Below are 16884 nucleotides of genomic sequence, written 5' to 3'. Positions count from 1 at the left end.
GCGCCTCCCGGCTACTTGCCCGCGATCTGGTCTGCCGTATAGAACCCGTCCTTGACCAGGATATCCAGATTGTCGCGCGTGACCAGCGTGGGCTTGATGAGGAGGGCGTTGACCTCGCCCTTGCCGTTGTCGAGCTTGGCGTTGAAAGCGGGCGTCTTGCCCTGCACCAGGTTGACCGCCATCTGCGCGGCCGCCTCGGCGATGGCCTTGATCGGCTTGTAGACCGTCATGGTCTGCGTGCCCGCCGCCACCCGGCGCACGCCGGCCAGGTCGGCGTCCTGGCCGGATACCGCGACCTTGCCCGCCAGCTTCTGGCTCGTCAGCGCCTGGATCGCACCGCCGGCGGTGCCGTCGTTGGAGGCGACGATGGCCTGGATGTCGTTGTCGTTGGCGTTCAGGGCGTTCTCGATGATGGTCTGGGCCTTGGACGGATCCCATTCGGGCGTCCATTGCTCGCCGACGATGGTGATGTCGCCCTTGGCGACCAGCGGCTTGAGCACGTTCATCTGGCCCTCGCGGAACATGCGCGAGTTGTTGTCGGTCGAGGCGCCGCCCAGCAGGTAGTAGCGGCCCTTGGGCACGGCCTCGACCATGCCCTGGGCCTGCATTTCGCCCACCTTGATGTTGTCGAACGACACGTAGCCGTCCAGCGGCGCGCCAAGGATCAGGCGGTCGTAGGCGATCACCTTGATGCCGTTGCGGTGCGCCTTGGCGATGGCGCTGCCCAGCACCTTGGAATTGAACGGCACGATGACCAGCGCGTCCACGCCCTCGGCGATCAGGTTCTCGACCTGGGCGATCTGGCGCGATTCGCTGGCGTTGGCCGATTGCACGTTGACCTTGGCGCCCAGCGCGGTGGCGGCCTCGACGAAATAGTTGCGGTCGCGGGTCCAGCGTTCGACCCGCAAGTCGTCGATGGAAAAGCCGATCACCGGCGCGTCCTTGCTGGCGTGGACGGCGGGGCTGGCGAGCAGCGCCGCGGGCAGGGCCAGCGCGCAGGCCAGGCGGCGAAAGAATGGGGTCATGTCGGTCTCCTAGTGGCGCGTCGCGCTCAGAATGTGATGCCGGTCTTCAAGCCTGCGATGAAGGCGTCGTGGTTGGCGCTGGTGCCGCCAGGATGCCTGATGTACTGCAGATTGGGGCGCAGGTAAACGGACGGGATCGGCGACCAACTGTAGTAGGCCTCGGCCACGTACTCGTAGCCGTCGCCCACCTTGGTGCTGGTGCCCAGGCGCTGGTCCTGCTGGCGCGCGTAGTCGGCATAGCGGCCGTTGTTGTGGGTCGCGCCGATCGCCACGCCGATGACGTCGCGCGCCAGGCCGAACGGTCCTTTGTACTGCAGCCCGAGCGCGATCTGGTGATCCTGCGCGGCGGTGGCGCGGTCGGCCTGCGACACGTTCAGGAACACCGAGGCGCCGCGGCCGCCGGCGGCGCCGCTGACCTGCTGCTCGAAGTTGATGTAGAAGCCGTACTGGCCGTTGCGTTCCCGCGGCGCGAGCCCGGTCTGGCCGCGCGGCGCGTGGTTGATGTCCTGGTACAGATCCTTGCCGTCGGAGGTGTTGTACCAGGCGCCGAACTTGTACGAACCGGGCAGGCCGTTCCAGGCCGGCAGCCAGCCGACTTCGAGCGGGATCAGGGCGCCGGTGGTGCCGTCGGGATTGTCCAGCGACAGGCCGTGGCGGCGCGCATAGCCGTCGTCCACGTAGTTCGGATTGACCTGGTAGACGCCTGCCTGCACGTAGGTCTGCTCGGACGTGTTGACCTTCAGGCGCGTGGCCCACTGGCTGGTCGGCCAGTTGACCCAGTAGCTGCCCACCAGGTTGCCGGGCTGCGAGCCGCAGAAGGTCAGGTTCTGGAAGTCGCAGGAAAAGCTGGCGAAGTCCTCGCCCACGGTGAGGCGGCCGATCTTCCACTGCACCCGGTTGTCCAGGAAGGCCTGGTTCAACCAGAACTGCGTCATGTGCCAGGTCTGGCCGCGGCCGTAGACCTCCTGGATCAGCATGTTGTTGCCGATGCCCGCGTCGGCGCCCAGGTTGCGGCCGTTGCGGTCGGTAATGGTCATCTGGAACGTGCCGCCATGCCAGCCGAGCAGCTTGTCCAGATCCAGCGTGGCGCCGATGACCCACTGGTCGGTGTAGCGCGTCAGTTTGTCCTGGCCGCCGCTGAAGTTGTGGGCGGCCTCGCCGGTGTAGCCCAGATTCAGCGTCACGCCGCTTTCGGCCAGGCGGGTGCGCAGGCCGCCCCAGTCGCCCAGCAGGTAGGGGCTGGTCTGCAGGTCGTAGGCCCGGGCCGCGCCGGCGGCCGACAGCAGGCCGCTCATCAGCAGCCAGGGCAGCCAGCGGTTGGATCGCGCGGGGTGGGACGGGAAACGCAGGGGCCGCAGGTGCACGCCGGTCCCTGCCGCTGCCGCGAGGCAGGGAGGTATTGCCATGACTTTGTCTCCTGATGCCGCCCGTGCCGAGGGCCGTCGCGGCTTGTTTTTCGTTGACCGGCAGATACCGGCGAAGCTAGTGTCTGCAAAAATGACAGCGCTGTCAATTGTGGTCGCGATTAGGGATTGCCCGGGGAGCGCGGGGTTTTTCTACGGCGCCGGCAAGGCGACTTTCGCCTGGCGAGAAGGGCGCGCCGAGGGGCGGCGGGAGGCGCCGGGCGCGCGAGTATGATGGACAGATAACCAGGAGGAAACATCATGAATGAAGTCATCGTCGCGTCCGCCGTCCGTACCGCCATCGGCGACTTTGGCGGCGCGCTGAAAGACGTGCCGCCCTGCGATCTGGGCGCCTCGGTCATCAAGGCGGCGTTGGAGCGCGCGGGCGTCAAGGGCGACGAGGTCGGCCACGTCGCCGTGGGCCACGTCATCAATACGGAACCGCGCGACATGTACCTGTCGCGCGTGGCCGCGATGAACGCGGGCATTGCCAAGGAGACGCCGGCCTTCAACGTCAACCGCCTGTGCGGCTCGGGACTGCAGGCCATCGTCTCGGCGGCGCAGACCATCCTGCTGGGCGACGCCGAGATCGCCATCGGCGCGGGCGCCGAGAGCATGAGCCGCGCGCCCTACATCGCGCCGGCGCAGCGCTGGGGCGCGCGCATGGGCGACAGCGTGATGCAGGACATGATGACCGGCGCGTTGTCGGATCCGTTCGGCCGCATGCACATGGGCGTGACCGCCGAGAACGTCGCGGCCCGGTTCGGCGTCAGCCGCCAGGACCAGGACGCGCTGGCCGCCGAATCGCACCGTCGCGCCGCCAACGCCATCGAGACCGGCTATTTCCGCGACCAGATCGTGCCGATCGTGCAGAAGACCCGCAAGGGCGAAGTGGTGTTCGACACCGACGAGCACGTGCGCCGCGATGTCACGGCCGACAGCCTGGCCGCGCTCAAGCCGGTATTCCAGAAGGAAAACGGCACCGTCACCGCCGGCAATGCTTCGGGGCTGAACGACGGCGCCGGCGCGCTGGTGCTGATGAACGCCTCGGTGGCGGCCAAGCGCGGCGTCAAGCCGCTGGCGCGCCTGGTGGCATACGCCCATGCGGGCGTTGATCCGACCATCATGGGCATCGGTCCCGTGCCGGCCACGCAGGCCGCGCTCAAGCGCGCCGGCCTGACGGTGGATCAACTCGACGTGATCGAGGCCAACGAGGCCTTCGCCGCGCAGGCGTGCGCCGTGACCCGCGAACTGAAGCTGGACCCGGCCAAGGTCAACCCCAACGGCAGCGGCATCGGCCTGGGCCACCCGATCGGCGCCACCGGCGCCATCATCACGGTCAAGGCGCTGCATGAACTGCAGCGCGTGCAGGGCCGCTACGCGCTGGTGACCATGTGCATCGGCGGCGGCCAGGGCATCGCGGCGATCTTCGAGCGCATCTGAGCGACGCCTCATCGAGACGCCGTCATCGACGCGCCGTCGACGGCGCATCGGTGCCCCGGGGGCGGGCCGCATGGGTCCGCCCGCGGCGGCCCTACAATCGCGCCATGTACAAATCCAAATTCCCCTCCGAACTCGACCAGCCGACCCTGTCGGAAGTGGACGGCGTGCGCTATCTGCACTTCAACACCGAATGGGTCCAGGGCGCCATGCGCATCAAGAACCCGGCGGAACTGGTACTGGAATACACCAGCCAGATGATGGCCTGGCTGCTGTTCCTGGAGCCGCCCAAGGACGAGGCCATCGGCATGTTCGGCCTGGGCGCCGGTTCGCTGGCGCGGTTCTGCGCCAAGCAGACGCGCGCGCCGCTACTGGCGGTGGAATGGAACCCGCGCGTCACCGCCGCCTGCCACATGTTCTTCCGCCTGCCGGGCGAGAACCGGCTGCTCGTCGAGCACGCCGACGCCGCCGAATGGGCCGCCGATCCGCTCAACGCGGGGCGCTGCCCGGTGCTGATGGTCGACCTGTACGACGCCTCGGCGCAGGGGCCGGTGCGCGACAGCGTCAAGTTCTACCGCGACTGCCGCCGCGTGCTGGGCGAGGTCGGGGTGGTGGCGGTGAACCTGTTCGGCCGCCATGAGAGCTTCGGCAAGAATATCGACAATCTGTCCAAGGCCTTTGACGACCGCATCGTGCTGCTGCCCGAGATCGACGCCGGCAACCAGATCGTGCTGGCGTTTTCCGGTCCGCGCCTTGCCGTCACGCCGGCCGACCTGCTGGCGCGGGCCGAGGCGGTCGAATCCCGGTATGGACTGCCGGCGCGCCGCTGGGCCCGTTCGCTGACCCGCCACGCGGTCGACGGCATCCTGCATTTTTAGGCGTCCCTGTTTTCCCGCGGCCACGTGGCCGCGGCGGCATGCCCGTTCGCACGCTGCCGAGGCGCGAAGGGGACCCTGGGGCAAGTCCCTACGACATCCGACTAGTCTGATTCATTGGGACAGCGCTATGATGGGCTTATTCATAATTATGAATTACGGCGCTGTCAGGCCGTCTGCCCATGACCTCACCCATCGTCCGGCAAGCCCTGTACCTGGAAGTCGCGGACCGTCTTCGCGCCATGATCCATGCGCGCGCGCTGCGCAACGGCGAATGGATCGACGAGCTGCGCCTGGCGGGCGAGCTGGGCATCTCGCGCACGCCCTTGCGCGAGGCGCTGAAAGTGCTGGCCACCGAGGGCCTGGTGCGGCTGGAGCCGCGCCGCGGCTGCTTCGTCAATGAACTGTCGGCGCAGGACCTGGAAGACATCTTTCCGTTGATGGCCATGCTGGAAGGCCGCTGCGCCCACGAGGCCGCCCGCAAGGCGTCGGATGCGCAACTCGAGGCGCTGGCGCCCTTGCACGAGGCGCTGGCCGGCCATGCCGCCGCCGGCCGCATCGATGCGTATTACCAGACCAATTACCTGATCCACGAAGCGGTGCAGGCGCTCGCCGGTAACCAGTGGCTGGTCGACATGGTGGGCAACCTGCGCAAGGTGCTGAGCCTGTCGCGCCACCGCAGCCTGGCCTGGCCCGGCCGCATCGAGGAATCCTGCGCCGAGCACCTGGCCATCTTCGAGGCGCTGAAGGCGCGCGATCCCGAACGCGCCGAGGCGCTGGCGCGCCATCACCTGATGCGCCAGCTCGAAGTGCTGCGCGCCCTGGCGGCCGATGACCAGGCGCCATCGCTTTCCGATCTTCCCGTTGCAGAGGAGCCCGTCCATGAACGCACCCGTCCATCTCGAGTCCGCGCGCGGCGCACGCACGCCTGACACCGACGTCGAGTCGGGCGATGCCGCCGCACAGGTCGGCGACAGCCTGATCACGCGCCTGGGCCGCCTGTGGGAACGCGGCCGGCTGCCGAGCGAATCCGAAGTGCGGCGGCTGTTCGAGGCCCGCCTGACCGACGTGGCCGCCAACAAGCTGGCGCGGCGCTGGCGCGAGCTCTATGCGGCGGCCGACGGCAAGGACCGTCGGCTGATGCTGGCCGCGCTGACGCAGGTGCGCGGCACCTTCGCCGGCGATGGCGGCGAGGGCGTGCGCTTCTTCAAGCGCCTGAACGCGCAGCCCGCGGGCCTGCGCTTCCTGGTGGAACTGCGCGCCGACATGCTGCGCTGGCGCAAGCAGGTGGCCGGCGTCCAGGCGCTCGACAAAGACCTGGAAGGCCTGCTGTCGGCCTGGTTCGACGTCGGCCTGCTGGAGCTGCGGCCGCTGACCTGGGACTCGCCGGCCTCGCTGCTGGAGAAGCTGATCATCTACGAGGCGGTGCACGAGATCCAGTCGTGGGACGACCTGCGCCACCGGGTGGCGCCGGATCGCCGCTGCTACGCCTATTTCCATCCGCAGATGCCGGACGTGCCGCTGATCTTCGTCGAGGTGGCGTTCGCCGGCAGCATGGCCGACAACGTGCAGGCGGTGCTGGACAGCGCCGCGCCGCGGCAGGATTTGGGCAAGGCGCGCTGGGCGATCTTCTATTCGATCTCGAACACGCAGGCGGGGCTCAAGGGCATCAGCTTCGGCAATTTCCTGCTCAAGCGCGTGGTCGAGCAATTGCTGGAAGAACTGCCGCAGCTCAAGTCGTTCGCGACCCTGTCGCCGATTCCGGGGTTCGCCGATTGGCTTGGCAAGCTCGACGCCGACGCGGTCGAGGCCATCGTGCGCGAGGACAAGTCGCGCGCCAAGACGCGCCAGCGCGCCGGCGTGCCGGACGGCCAGCGCTGGGCAGCGCGGCTGGCGCGCGCCGCGCAGGGCAAGGCGACGCCCGACGTGGTCAAGCGCGCCGCCTTCCGCCTGGCCGCGCACTATCTGCAGGCCATGAAGAACGGTCTGCCGCTGGACGCGGTGGCGCGCTTCCACCTGGGCAACGGCGCGCGTATCGAGCGCCTGAACTGGGCGGCGGACACCTCGGCCAAGGGACTCAAGCAGTCCTGCGGCCTGATGGTCAATTATCTGTACGACCTGGATGAACTGGACGGCAACCTGGCGCGCCTGCATGAAGGCAAGCCGCAAGTGAGCCGCAGCGTGTTACGCGCGGCCTGAGCGGCGGCGCGTCGCCACATAAAAACCGATAACCAGCGAGGGGACATGACGGACAACACGGCAGGCCGTGTGCTGCTGCAACGCGACGGGCAACTGGCCTGGGTGACACTGTCGCACCCGGGGCGCCTGAACGCCATCACCGTGCGCATGTGGCGCGAACTGCGCGACGTGTTCACGCGCATCGCCGCCGACAACGCGCTGCGCTGCGTGATCGTGCGCGGCGAGGGCGGCAATTTCGCCGCGGGCGCGGACATCCGCGAGTTTCCGGCCGAGCGCGCCGACGCCGCGGGCGTGCAGCGCTACCACCGCGAGATACTGGCGCCCGCATTGATGGCCGTGGCGCAATGCCTGCAGCCGGTGGTGGCGCAGATCGAAGGCGTGTGCGTCGGCGGCGGGCTGGAGATCGCCTGCCAGTGCGACCTGCGCATCGCCGGCGAATCGGCGCGCTTTGGCGTGCCGATCAACCGGCTGGGCTTTCCCATGGCGCCCGACGAGATGCGCGGCCTGCTGGCATTGGCCGGCCGCGCCGCGACGCTGGCCATCCTGCTCGAAGGCCGCGTGTTCGGCGCCGCCGAGGCGCGCGACCTGGGATTGCTGACGCGCATCGTGGCCGATGCCGAGGTGGCCGCGCAGGCCCGGCGCAGCGCCGAACGCATCTGCCAGGGCGCGCCGCTGGCCGCCCGCATCAACAAGCGCCTGTCGGCGCGCCTGGCGCAGGGCGGCGCCTTGACCGAAGCCGAATACCAGGATTATTTCTCCTACGCCGACAGCCGGGACCACAAGGAGGGCGTGCGCGCTTTCCTGGCCGGCGTAGACCCCCACTTCTCCGGAGACTGAAAACGGTGAGCAACGCCAATCTATACGCTGTGCTGGAGGGCGGATTCCCCGCCGATCGCAAACAGGTCGCGCTCGAAACCCCCGAGCTGGCCTACACCTGGGACGACATCGACCGCGCCACGGCCTGCCTGGCCAACCTGCTGGCCTCGCTCAAGCTGCCCGAGGGCGCGCGGGTCGCGGTGCAGGTCGAGAAATCGCCCGAAGCCCTGTTGCTGTACCTGGCCACGCTGCGCGCCGGCCTGGTGTACCTGCCGCTGAACACCGCTTATCGCGAAGCCGAGATCGAGTATTTCCTGGGCAACGCCGAGCCGGCCGTGGTGGTCTGCGCCGGCAAGAACCGCGACTGGGTCCAGCGCGCCGCCGACAAGGCCGGCTGCGCGCATGTCTACACGCTCGACGAAGACCGCACCGGCACGCTGCTTGAGGCCGCTGGCGGCCTGTCGCAGACCTTCAAGACCGTCAAGCGCAAGCCGGACGACCTGGCCGCGATTCTCTACACGTCCGGCACCACCGGCCGCAGCAAGGGCGCGATGCTGTCGCATGGCAACCTGGCGTCCAACGCGCAGGTGCTGCACAAGTACTGGGGCTGGCGCTCGGACGACGTGCTGCTGCACATGCTGCCGATCTTCCACGTGCACGGCCTGTTCGTCGCCTCGCACGGCGCGCTGCTGGCCGGCGCGAAGATGATCTGGCTGCCCAAGCTGGACGCCGACCAGGCGCTGCGCTACCTGCCGCAAAGCACCGTGATGATGGGCGTGCCGACCTATTACGTGCGGCTGCTGGCCGACAAGCGCTTCAACCGCGAGGTCTGCGCCAACATGCGCCTGTTCATCTCGGGCTCGGCGCCGCTGCTGTCCGAGACCTTCAACGATTTCCGCGAGCGCAGCGGCCACGCCATCCTGGAACGCTACGGCATGAGCGAGACCGTCATGCTGACCTCCAATCCGTATGACGCGGCCGATGGCGAACGCCTGGCCGGCACCGTGGGCCGGGCGTTGCCGGGCGTGCAGGTGCGGGTGGTGGACGATGCTGGCATCGCGCTGGCGCCGGGCGAGATCGGCAACGTGCAGGTGCGCGGACCCAACGTGTTCTCGGGCTACTGGCGCATGCCGGAAAAGACCCGCGAGGAATTCACGCAGGACGGCTGGTTCAAGACCGGCGACGTGGGCCGCTGGGGCGGCGAATCCGCCGGCCGCGACGTGCCTGCCGACTATCTGTCGATCGTCGGCCGCAGCAAGGACCTGATCATCTCCGGCGGCTTCAACGTCTATCCGAAAGAGATCGAGACGCTGATCGACGACATGCCGGGCGTGGCCGAATCGGCCGTGATCGGCGTGCCGCATGCCGATTTCGGCGAAGCGGTGGTGGCGGTGGTGGTGCCCAAGGACGGCGCCACGCTGGACGCCGCCGCGATGCAGGCCGAGCTGAAGGCGCGCATCGCCAACTTCAAGGTGCCCAAGCGCGTGCACATCGTTGACCAACTGCCGCGCAACACCATGGGCAAGGTGCAGAAGAACGTGCTGCGCGAAACCTATCAGGCGCTGTAGCGTCGTCATGCCAGGCCGGTCCACGCAGACCGGCCATTTTTTTCCAAGGAGCCCGCCCCCTTTCCAGAACGATTCCCGAACCAGGCAGCATCCCAACCCAAGAACACAAGAGACGAGACGCGGGAAACGCGCCGTCCCCACGCTGCAGCAAGAGGAGACAATATGAAATACCGCATGTTCGCCGCGACCCTGCTGGCCACGCTGGCCGCCGGTTTCGCCGGCACCGCCAACGCCGCGTCCTGGCCGGAACGGCCCATCACGCTCATCGTGCCCTTTCCCGCCGGGGGCGGCACCGATACCTTCGCCCGGCCGCTGGCCCAGCAGTTGACGATGCAACTGGGCCAGTCGGTGGTGATCGACAACAAGGGCGGCGCCGGCGGCACCGTCGGCGCGGGCGTGGCCGCCAAGGCGCGGCCGGACGGCTACACCTTCTTCATGGGCGGCGCGCACCATGCGCTGGCGCCGTCGCTGTACAAGAGCCTGAACTACAACATCCAGAAGGACTTCGTGCCGGTGGCGCTGGTGGCGCAGCCGCCGCAGGTGGTGGTCATCAATGCCACCAAGCTGCCCGTCAAGACGCTGCAGGAATTCATCGCCTACGCCAAGCAGCATCCCGGCGACATCAACTTCGGCACGGCCGGCAAGGGCAGCACCCACCACCTGGCCGGCGAACTGTTCGCCATGCAGACCGGCATCAAGCTGGTCGACGTGCCGTACCAGGGCGCCGGGCCGATGCTGACCGCGTTGATCGGCGGGCAGGTGGACCTGGCGTTCGACGGCCTGGGTTCGTCATCGGGCCATATCCGCTCGGGCGCGATCAAGCCGCTGGCGGTGGCCGCCGACAAGCGCTCGCCGTCGCTGCCGGACGTGCCGACCGCGGCCGAGGCCGGGGTGCCGAACTACGTGGTGTCGACCTGGTACGCGATCTGGGCGCCCGCGGGCACGCCGCAGGAGGCGGTGGACCGCATGACGGCGGAAATCACCAAGGCCCTGAACACGCCGAAGATCAAGGAGACCTGGGAGAGCAACGGCACGGCCATTCCGACCCTGACCGGGCCGGCCTTCGGCAAGTTCGTCGACAGCGAGGTGTCGCGCTGGGCCAAGGTGGTGTCGGACTCGGGCGTCAAGCTGGATTGACGCCCGCGGCGTTGGCGCGGGCGCGTGTCAACGCCAGTCGCTGGCCAGGCTGAGCCTGGCCAGTTGGTCGCGCGTCAGCGTCAGGCTGGCGGCCTTGACCAGTTCGTCCAACTGCGCCAGCGACGTGGCGCTGACGATCGGCGAGGTGATGCCGGGCTGCGCGATCTGCCAGGCCAGCGCGGCCTGGGCGGGCGTACAGCCGGCGTCCTCGGCGACTTCATCCAGCGCCTTGAGGATGCGGTAGCCGCGGTCGTTCAGGTAAGTGTCGACGATCTTCTTGCCGCGCGCGCTCTTGCCGACGTCGGCCGGGCCGCGGTACTTGCCGCTGAGAAAGCCGCTGGCCAGCGCGTAGTAGTTGATGGTGCCCAGATCCTGCGCCTTGACCAGCGCCTGCAGGTGCGCCTCGAACGGCTCCCGGCTGTACAGGTTGTATTCCGGCTGGATGCTCTCGTAGCGCGGCAGGTTGTGGCGTTCGCTGGCGATCAGCGCTTCGGACAGCCGCACCGCGGTGTAGTTGGAGGCGCCGATGGCGCGCACCTTGCCGGCCTCGATCAGCTTGGCGTATTCGCCCAGCGTGTCGGTCAGCGGCGTGTCGGGGTCGTCCTTGTGTGACTGGTACAGGTCGACGTGGTCGGTCTGCAGCCGCGCCAGCGACGCCTCCAGCGCGCGCCGGATGTAGGCCGGCGCCAGGCCCTTGGCGTCCGGACCCATCTCCATGCCGACCTTGGTGGCGATCAGCACGCGGTCGCGCTTGCCCGAGCGCTTGAGCCACTTGCCGATCAGGGTTTCGGATTCACCGCCCTGGTTGCCGGGCACCCAGCGCGAATAGACGTCGGCGGTGTCGATGAAATTCAGGCCGGCGTCGACCAGCGCGTCCAGCAGCGAGAACGTGCCGGCCTCGTCGACGGTCCAGCCGAAGACGTTGCCGCCGAAGGTGAGGGGAGGGATCTGCAGGCCGGAGCGGCCCAATGCGCGTTTGATCATGATGTGGCCCTTTGGATGTCGCGGATGTCGTGTCGCGCGGGCGCGGCGCTTTTAGTATATTGGCGCCGCCCGCCCCGGCATGGGGCAGCCGCGCCACGCATGCACCATTTCAGGGATTCCCCCCAAGTGAATTTGGGTTGCGACACGTTAGACTATACGGCTTTACGGCTGTCCGGACCGTGGGGAAGCCCGCGGAACAGCCGTAATAATGAACAAATACCAAGGGTTCAAGGAGCTTACCTATGCTGATCGGAAAAAAACATTTTCTGACGGTTGGCGCAATGGCGCTGGCGATGGCGATCGCCGCGCCGGTGGCGGCGCAGCAGAAGTCGGTGGCGGTCACCGCCATCGTCGAGCACCCGGCGCTGGACGCCGTGCGTGACGGGGTGCAGGACGCCCTCAAGCAAGCCGGCTACGAGCCGGGCAAGAACCTGAAGTGGCAGTACCAGAGCGCCCAGGGCAACACCGGCACCGCCGCCCAGATCGCGCGCAAGTTCGTCGGCGACAAGCCCGACGCCATCGTCGCCATCGCCACCCCGTCGGCCCAGGCCGTCGTGGCCGCCACCAAGGACGTGCCGGTGGTGTATTCCGCCGTGACCGACCCGGTCGCCGCCCAACTGGTCGCCAGCATGGACGCCTCGGGCACCAACGTCACCGGCGTGTCGGACCTGCTGGCGCTGGACAAGCAGGTCGAGCTGATCAAGAAGATCGTGCCCAACGCCAAGCGCGTCGGCATGGTCTACAACCCGGGCGAGGCCAACTCGGTCGTGGTGGTCAAGAAACTGCAGGAAATCCTGCCCAAGTCGGGCATGAGCCTGGTCGAAGCCGCCGCCCCGCGTTCGGTCGACGTGGCGTCCGCCGCGCGCAGCCTGATCGGCAAGGTCGACGTCATCTACACCAACACCGACAACAACGTGGTCTCGGCCTACGAGTCGCTGGTGAAGGTCGGCAACGACGCCAAGATCCCGCTGATCGCCTCGGACACCGACAGCGTCAAGCGCGGCGGCATCGCCGCCCTGGGCATCAATTACCGTGACCTGGGCGTGCAGACCGGCAAGGTCGTGGTGCGCATCCTCAAGGGCGAGAAGCCCGGCGCGATTCCGTCCGAAACCATCTCCAAGCTGGAGCTCTACGTGAACCCGGGCGCCGCCGCCAAGCAAGGCGTGACGCTGTCCGACGCGATCATCAAGTCGGCCGCGGTGGTGGTAAAGTAAAGCGCAAGTCGTTCGGCCCCGCCCGTGCCTACCCGGCATGAGCGGGGTTTTGTTTTATCTTGTTTTCTTGTGTTTGCCCCGCGCCGGTACGCGGGGTCCACAGGGCGGCAGCATCCACAAGGTGCGCGCGGCCCGGCGCGATGGCGTTGGCCTTGAACGGCAGGTTGGTCACGGACCGCATGCCGCGTTTTGCTCCCCGGAGCGTCCCTCAAGCAGCCCGCTTGCGGCCCTGGCCGCCAAGCCCGGCAACGCCTTGGCAGGAATCGAGAGAAAATCGCACGGCAGGAAACGTTTATTGCGAAAGCTCGGGTAAAACTGACCCCGAAACGCAAGAAGTTGGACGTTCCTAATCTCTAATATGCTCGTTCCCTACCTGATTGGATTTGACCCATGTCATTGTTCTCGTTGTTAGGCGCACTGGAGATCGGCCTGATCTTCAGCCTGGTGGCCTTGGGCGTATTTATCTCCTTTCGCCTGCTGCGCTTTCCGGACCTGACCGTTGACGGCAGTTTCCCGCTGGGCGGCGCCGTCTGTGCCACGCTGATCGCCTCGGGCACCGACCCGTTCGTGGCCACCATCGCCGCCACTTTCGCCGGCGCCGCCGCGGGGCTGGTCACCGGCTGGCTCAACGTCAAGCTCAAGATCATGGATCTGCTGGCCAGCATCCTGATGATGATCGCGCTGTATTCTGTGAACCTGCGCATCATGGGCAAGCCCAACGTGCCGCTCATCACCGAGCCTACCGTCTTCACCATTCTGCAGCCGGGCTGGCTGTCGGACTACGTGGCGCGGCCGCTGATCCTGGTGGTCATCGTGATCCTGGCCAAGCTGGCGCTGGACTGGTTCTTCGCCACCCAGACCGGCCTGGCGGTGCGCGCCACCGGCTCGAACGGCCGCATGGCCCGCGCGCAGGGCGTGAACACCGGCCGCATGATCCTGGGCGGCATGGCGCTGTCGAACGCGCTGGTCGCGATGGCCGGCGCGCTGTTCGCGCAGACCCAGGGCGGTTCCGACATCTCCATGGGCATCGGCACCATCGTCATCGGCCTGGCCGCGGTGATCGTCGGCGAAAGCATCCTGCCGTCGCGCAAGCTGGTGCTGGCCACGCTGGCCGTCATCATCGGCGCCATCGTCTACCGCTTCTTCATCGCGCTGGCGCTGAACAGCGATTTCATCGGCCTGAAGGCGCAGGACCTGAACCTCGTCACCGCGGTGCTGGTCACGATCGCCCTGGTCATTCCCATGCTCAAGCGCCGGCTGGTCGGCAAGAAGGGGCGCTGATATGTTGTCCGCAAAAGACCTCAAGATCACTTTCAACGCCGGCACGCCGATCGAGACGCGGGCGCTGCGCGGGCTGTCGCTGGACATCCCGTCGGGCCAGTTCGTCACCGTCATCGGTTCCAACGGCGCGGGCAAGTCGACCTTCCTGAATGCCGTGTCGGGCGACCTGCCGGTCGATTCCGGCCGCATCGAGATCGACGGCGCCGACGTCACGCGCCAGCCGGTCTGGGCCCGCGCCTCGCGCGTGGCGCGCGTGTTCCAGGATCCGATGGCCGGCACCTGCGAAGACCTGACCATCGAAGAGAACATGGCGCTGGCGCAGTTGCGCGGCGCGCGCCGCGGCTATGGCCGCGCGGTCAAGACTTCGATGAAGGAAGGTTTCCGCGAACGCCTGGCCACGCTCGGGCTGGGCCTGGAAAACCGCCTGACCGACCGCATCGGCCTGCTCTCGGGCGGCCAGCGCCAGGCCGTGAGCCTGCTGATGGCGGCGCTGCAGCCGTCGCGCATCCTGCTGCTGGACGAGCACACCGCCGCGCTCGACCCGCGCACCGCCGACTTCGTGCTGCAACTGACGGCGCGCATCGTGGCCGAAAGCAAGCTGACCACCATGATGGTCACGCACAGCATGCGCCAGGCGTTGGACGTGGGCGACCGCACGGTGATGCTGCACCAGGGCCAGGTGGTGCTGGACGTATCCGGCGACGAGCGTCGCGGCATGGACGTGCCCGACCTGCTGGCCATGTTCGAGCGCGTGCGCGGCGAGAAACTGTCGGACGACGCCTTGCTGCTGGGCTGAACGGACGCTCCGCGCGCCGCCAGGCGCAAGACCCGGCGCGGATCCCTCGGGATCGCGCCGGGTTTTTTCATGCCGGCGCGCGGCGCCCGCGCGGATTGGCGGTCAGGCCGCCAGCGCGCGCCAAGTCCGCAGCAGCAGCGTCTCGATGTCGTGCACTGGCAGGCCGGTGACGCGCGCCACGGCCTCGCGGTAGGGCGGCATGTTGGTGCATTCGAGCACGATGTCGGTCAGGTCCGGGGCGCGCCGCGCCAGCCGTTCGGCCGCCTCGACCACGTCGCGTTCGACCCGCGCCAGATCCATGTCCGGCGCGTTTTCCAGGATGCGCGCCTGCATCTCGCAACCGGGCGCCAGGCCTTCGACCACGGCGTTGACGGGCACGCCGGCCGCATCCAGCAAGGCGCGATCGAGCGAGGCCGCATCGAAGGTGACGATGCCCACCCGCGCCAGGCCATGGCATTGCAGCAGGCTGGACGACACGACTGGCACCGGCACTGCAGCCTGCAAGGCGTCCTGGTAGCGCGCCAGGAAACCGCAACTGGTGGAGATCAGCGCCGCGCCGTCGCGCGCCAGACCCACGGCGGCATCGATGAACGGCCGCAGGAAGGCCGGGTCGGCTTCCTGCACGATCTTGCGCGGCGAGGCGCCCGGCACCGTGACGAAGCGCGCCGGGATGCCGGCGCGGGCGTAGGTCTCGGGGTTGCCGACGTCGCCGGGCGGGCGCGGAAAGCGCGTGTCCAGCATCAGCAGGCCGAGAAAGGCGCCGGGGGCCGCGGGCGCGGCCGGGAGGGTTGCATCGTTCGTGGCCATGCGAGGCTCCCGTGAATGTCGATACGCCCTAGAGGAATCGTCCCGGACGGAAGGCGTCGTGGCGGCCGGTGGCGTCGCCGTCGGTCATCAATTCCCCTAGTATCTGCGCGGTGCCGGGCGCCGTGCTGAAACCGATGTGCTGGTGTCCCAGCGCCAGCCACAGGCCCGGATGGCGCGGCGCCTGGCCGATCATCGGGCGGCTGTCCGGCAGCGTCGGGCGGCGGCCGAGCCAGGCCCGCGGGTCCAGCCGCTCGCCCAGGTCGATGGCCTCGCGCGCCCGGGTTTCCGCCAGGTCCAACTGGATGGGACGGGCAGGCGCGTCGCAGTCGTCCAGCTCGACGCCGGTGGTCAGCCGCAGGCCGCGCGCCATCGGCGACAGCACGTAGCCGCCGCCGGTGTCGTAGATGGGGCGGCCCAGCGCCGGGCCGCCGGCGGCGCCGTAATGCATGTGATAGCCGCGCTCGAACGCCAGCGGCAGGTCGATGCCGGTGGTCTTGAGCAGGGCCTTGGACCACGGGCCCAGCGCCACCACCAGGTCGGGCGCCGTCAGCGTTTCCGTGCCGGCGTCGCCTTGCACGATCCAGCCGCGTCCGCCATCGCGGCGGATGGCGGCGGCTTGCAGTGTGCGGAAGACGCCGCCCGAGCGCTGGAACAGGTCGGCGTAGGCCGTGGTCACGGCGCCGGGATCGTCCACCGAATAGGACCCCTGGATCCACAGCGCGCGCGGGAAGATCGGCGCCAGGGCCGGCTCCAGTTGCGCCAGTTCGGCCGGGGCCAGCGCCTGGGTCGGCACCTGGTGGCGGGCGTAGGCCTGGCGCGCCAGGGCGCCGCCCTGCCACGCCTGTTCGCTGCGGAACAGGAAGATCCAGCCGCTGTCGCGCAGGCGGTGGCGCGCGCCGGCCGCGTCCAGCAGGCGCAGGTGTTCGGCGGCGGAGCGCCGGATCAGGCCGTCAAGCGCCGCCGTGGTTTCGCCGAACACCGACGGCCGGGCGCGCGCCAGGAAGCCCGCCGCCCAGCCCAGATTGCGGGCCAGGTACGCGGCGCGGTAGCGGAATTGGACGGTGTCGTTGCGCAGCAGCCGGGGCAACTGGCGCCACAGGCCGGGATGGTTGAAGGGCATGAGGGAGCTGCGGGCCAGGACGCCGGCGTTGCCGGATGAGGTTTCCCGGCCGGGATCCTGGCGGTCGACCAGGGTGACCTGCATGCCGCGCCGCTGCAGTTCCAGCGCGCAGCAGACGCCGACGATGCCGGCGCCGAGCACTATGACTTGCTTTCCCATCGTCGCTGTCGCTGCTTGAGTCGGTATGGAACCAAGGGAGGTGAGCGGCCGATTGTAGGG

The 16884-nt window shown here is 68.4% G+C and carries 16 protein-coding genes; 10 read left to right on the top strand and 6 right to left on the bottom strand.

The genetic code is table 11. From position 1 onward, the window contains the following. Window positions 1-11 precede the first annotated feature (11 nt). Both xylF and ACUDCK_RS20995 read right to left on the bottom strand, forming a co-directional pair. Window positions 12-1025, bottom strand: coding sequence for a D-xylose ABC transporter substrate-binding protein (gene xylF, locus ACUDCK_RS21000; RefSeq protein WP_116792142.1), 1014 nt, complete (start codon window positions 1023-1025; stop codon window positions 12-14). 26 nt (window positions 1026-1051) lie between these two features. Continuing rightward, window positions 1052-2320 (bottom strand): carbohydrate porin, encoded by a 1269-nt coding sequence (locus ACUDCK_RS20995; protein WP_175166941.1) that lies wholly within the window; start codon window positions 2318-2320, stop codon window positions 1052-1054. Between the two features lie 369 nt (window positions 2321-2689). Here ACUDCK_RS20995 and bktB point away from each other — a divergent pair, with 369 nt between their 5' ends. The 7 genes from bktB (at window position 2690) to ACUDCK_RS20960 (ending at window position 10463) form a co-directional block, all read left to right on the top strand. After that, the gene (gene bktB / locus ACUDCK_RS20990; RefSeq protein WP_175166550.1) at window positions 2690-3871 is read left to right on the top strand and encodes a beta-ketothiolase BktB; all 1182 of its coding nucleotides are present in this window, start codon (window positions 2690-2692) and stop codon (window positions 3869-3871) included. A gap of 104 nt (window positions 3872-3975) precedes the next feature. After that, the gene (locus tag ACUDCK_RS20985) at window positions 3976-4746 is read left to right on the top strand and encodes a spermidine synthase (RefSeq protein WP_054503244.1); all 771 of its coding nucleotides are present in this window, start codon (window positions 3976-3978) and stop codon (window positions 4744-4746) included. Window positions 4747-4925: 179 nt separating this feature from the next. After that, a complete protein-coding gene (locus ACUDCK_RS20980) occupies window positions 4926-5675 on the top strand; it encodes a GntR family transcriptional regulator (protein WP_054503243.1) in 750 nt (249 codons plus the stop codon). After that, a complete protein-coding gene (locus ACUDCK_RS20975) occupies window positions 5626-6942 on the top strand; it encodes a malonyl-CoA decarboxylase domain-containing protein (protein ID WP_054503242.1) in 1317 nt (438 codons plus the stop codon). The genes ACUDCK_RS20980 and ACUDCK_RS20975 overlap by 50 nt, the downstream gene beginning before the upstream one ends. A gap of 45 nt (window positions 6943-6987) precedes the next feature. Next, on the top strand, window positions 6988-7779 hold the full coding sequence (locus tag ACUDCK_RS20970; protein ID WP_175166551.1) for an enoyl-CoA hydratase/isomerase family protein: 792 nt from the start codon (window positions 6988-6990) through the stop codon (window positions 7777-7779). Between the two features lie 5 nt (window positions 7780-7784). Further along, on the top strand, window positions 7785-9326 hold the full coding sequence (locus ACUDCK_RS20965; RefSeq protein ID WP_064523463.1) for a malonate--CoA ligase: 1542 nt from the start codon (window positions 7785-7787) through the stop codon (window positions 9324-9326). 162 nt (window positions 9327-9488) lie between these two features. Further along, window positions 9489-10463, top strand: coding sequence for a Bug family tripartite tricarboxylate transporter substrate binding protein (locus ACUDCK_RS20960; RefSeq protein ID WP_054495494.1), 975 nt, complete (start codon window positions 9489-9491; stop codon window positions 10461-10463). 27 nt (window positions 10464-10490) lie between these two features. Here ACUDCK_RS20960 and ACUDCK_RS20955 read toward each other — a convergent pair whose 3' ends face one another. After that, entirely contained in the window at window positions 10491-11447 is a 957-nt protein-coding gene (locus ACUDCK_RS20955; protein WP_175166552.1) for an aldo/keto reductase, read from the bottom strand. Between the two features lie 242 nt (window positions 11448-11689). Between ACUDCK_RS20955 and ACUDCK_RS20950 the strand changes: the two genes are divergently transcribed. After that, window positions 11690-12661 carry an ABC transporter substrate-binding protein gene (locus ACUDCK_RS20950; protein WP_049072728.1) on the top strand — a complete coding sequence of 324 codons (972 nt, stop codon included), beginning with the start codon at window positions 11690-11692 and terminating at the stop codon, window positions 12659-12661. A 28-nt stretch (window positions 12662-12689) separates the two neighbouring features. Here ACUDCK_RS20950 and ACUDCK_RS20945 read toward each other — a convergent pair whose 3' ends face one another. Continuing rightward, the gene (locus tag ACUDCK_RS20945) at window positions 12690-12842 is read right to left on the bottom strand and encodes a hypothetical protein (RefSeq protein WP_155755470.1); all 153 of its coding nucleotides are present in this window, start codon (window positions 12840-12842) and stop codon (window positions 12690-12692) included. Between the two features lie 209 nt (window positions 12843-13051). On the opposite strand from ACUDCK_RS20945, the gene ACUDCK_RS20940 reads away from it, so the two are divergent. Both ACUDCK_RS20940 and ACUDCK_RS20935 read left to right on the top strand, forming a co-directional pair. Next, window positions 13052-13942 (top strand): ABC transporter permease, encoded by an 891-nt coding sequence (locus ACUDCK_RS20940; RefSeq protein ID WP_049072730.1) that lies wholly within the window; start codon window positions 13052-13054, stop codon window positions 13940-13942. A gap of 1 nt (window position 13943) precedes the next feature. Further along, window positions 13944-14738 (top strand): ABC transporter ATP-binding protein, encoded by a 795-nt coding sequence (locus ACUDCK_RS20935; RefSeq protein ID WP_054503238.1) that lies wholly within the window; start codon window positions 13944-13946, stop codon window positions 14736-14738. 102 nt (window positions 14739-14840) lie between these two features. On the opposite strand, the gene ACUDCK_RS20930 is transcribed toward ACUDCK_RS20935, so the two are convergent. Both ACUDCK_RS20930 and ACUDCK_RS20925 read right to left on the bottom strand, forming a co-directional pair. Next, a complete protein-coding gene (locus ACUDCK_RS20930) occupies window positions 14841-15545 on the bottom strand; it encodes a hypothetical protein (RefSeq protein WP_081273388.1) in 705 nt (234 codons plus the stop codon). Between the two features lie 28 nt (window positions 15546-15573). After that, window positions 15574-16824, bottom strand: coding sequence for an NAD(P)/FAD-dependent oxidoreductase (locus ACUDCK_RS20925; RefSeq protein WP_116792136.1), 1251 nt, complete (start codon window positions 16822-16824; stop codon window positions 15574-15576). Window positions 16825-16884: the final 60 nt, after the last annotated feature.

The sequence above is a fragment of the Achromobacter sp. CF-sbj1-Ac2-l genome, from assembly GCF_052698165.1.
Note: the sequence above shows the minus strand (reverse complement) of the source record. Positions and strands in the feature narration are given on the sequence as shown.

What these genes read in the sequence shown, in the direction of transcription:
- ACUDCK_RS20930 (WP_081273388.1), bottom strand. Translation starts at nt 15,545, where the DNA reads ATGGCCACGAACGATGCAACCCTCCCGGCCGCGCCCGCGGCCCCCGGC.
- ACUDCK_RS20985 (WP_054503244.1), top strand. Translation starts at nt 3,976, where the DNA reads ATGTACAAATCCAAATTCCCCTCCGAACTCGACCAGCCGACCCTGTCG.
- bktB (WP_175166550.1), top strand. Translation starts at nt 2,690, where the DNA reads ATGAATGAAGTCATCGTCGCGTCCGCCGTCCGTACCGCCATCGGCGAC.
- ACUDCK_RS20995 (WP_175166941.1), bottom strand. Translation starts at nt 2,320, where the DNA reads ATGAGCGGCCTGCTGTCGGCCGCCGGCGCGGCCCGGGCCTACGACCTG.
- xylF (WP_116792142.1), bottom strand. Translation starts at nt 1,025, where the DNA reads ATGACCCCATTCTTTCGCCGCCTGGCCTGCGCGCTGGCCCTGCCCGCG.
- ACUDCK_RS20945 (WP_155755470.1), bottom strand. Translation starts at nt 12,842, where the DNA reads ATGCGGTCCGTGACCAACCTGCCGTTCAAGGCCAACGCCATCGCGCCG.
- ACUDCK_RS20960 (WP_054495494.1), top strand. Translation starts at nt 9,489, where the DNA reads ATGAAATACCGCATGTTCGCCGCGACCCTGCTGGCCACGCTGGCCGCC.
- ACUDCK_RS20955 (WP_175166552.1), bottom strand. Translation starts at nt 11,447, where the DNA reads ATGATCAAACGCGCATTGGGCCGCTCCGGCCTGCAGATCCCTCCCCTC.
- ACUDCK_RS20950 (WP_049072728.1), top strand. Translation starts at nt 11,690, where the DNA reads ATGCTGATCGGAAAAAAACATTTTCTGACGGTTGGCGCAATGGCGCTG.
- ACUDCK_RS20925 (WP_116792136.1), bottom strand. Translation starts at nt 16,824, where the DNA reads ATGGGAAAGCAAGTCATAGTGCTCGGCGCCGGCATCGTCGGCGTCTGC.
- ACUDCK_RS20980 (WP_054503243.1), top strand. Translation starts at nt 4,926, where the DNA reads ATGACCTCACCCATCGTCCGGCAAGCCCTGTACCTGGAAGTCGCGGAC.
- ACUDCK_RS20940 (WP_049072730.1), top strand. Translation starts at nt 13,052, where the DNA reads ATGTCATTGTTCTCGTTGTTAGGCGCACTGGAGATCGGCCTGATCTTC.
- ACUDCK_RS20970 (WP_175166551.1), top strand. Translation starts at nt 6,988, where the DNA reads ATGACGGACAACACGGCAGGCCGTGTGCTGCTGCAACGCGACGGGCAA.
- ACUDCK_RS20935 (WP_054503238.1), top strand. Translation starts at nt 13,944, where the DNA reads ATGTTGTCCGCAAAAGACCTCAAGATCACTTTCAACGCCGGCACGCCG.
- ACUDCK_RS20975 (WP_054503242.1), top strand. Translation starts at nt 5,626, where the DNA reads ATGAACGCACCCGTCCATCTCGAGTCCGCGCGCGGCGCACGCACGCCT.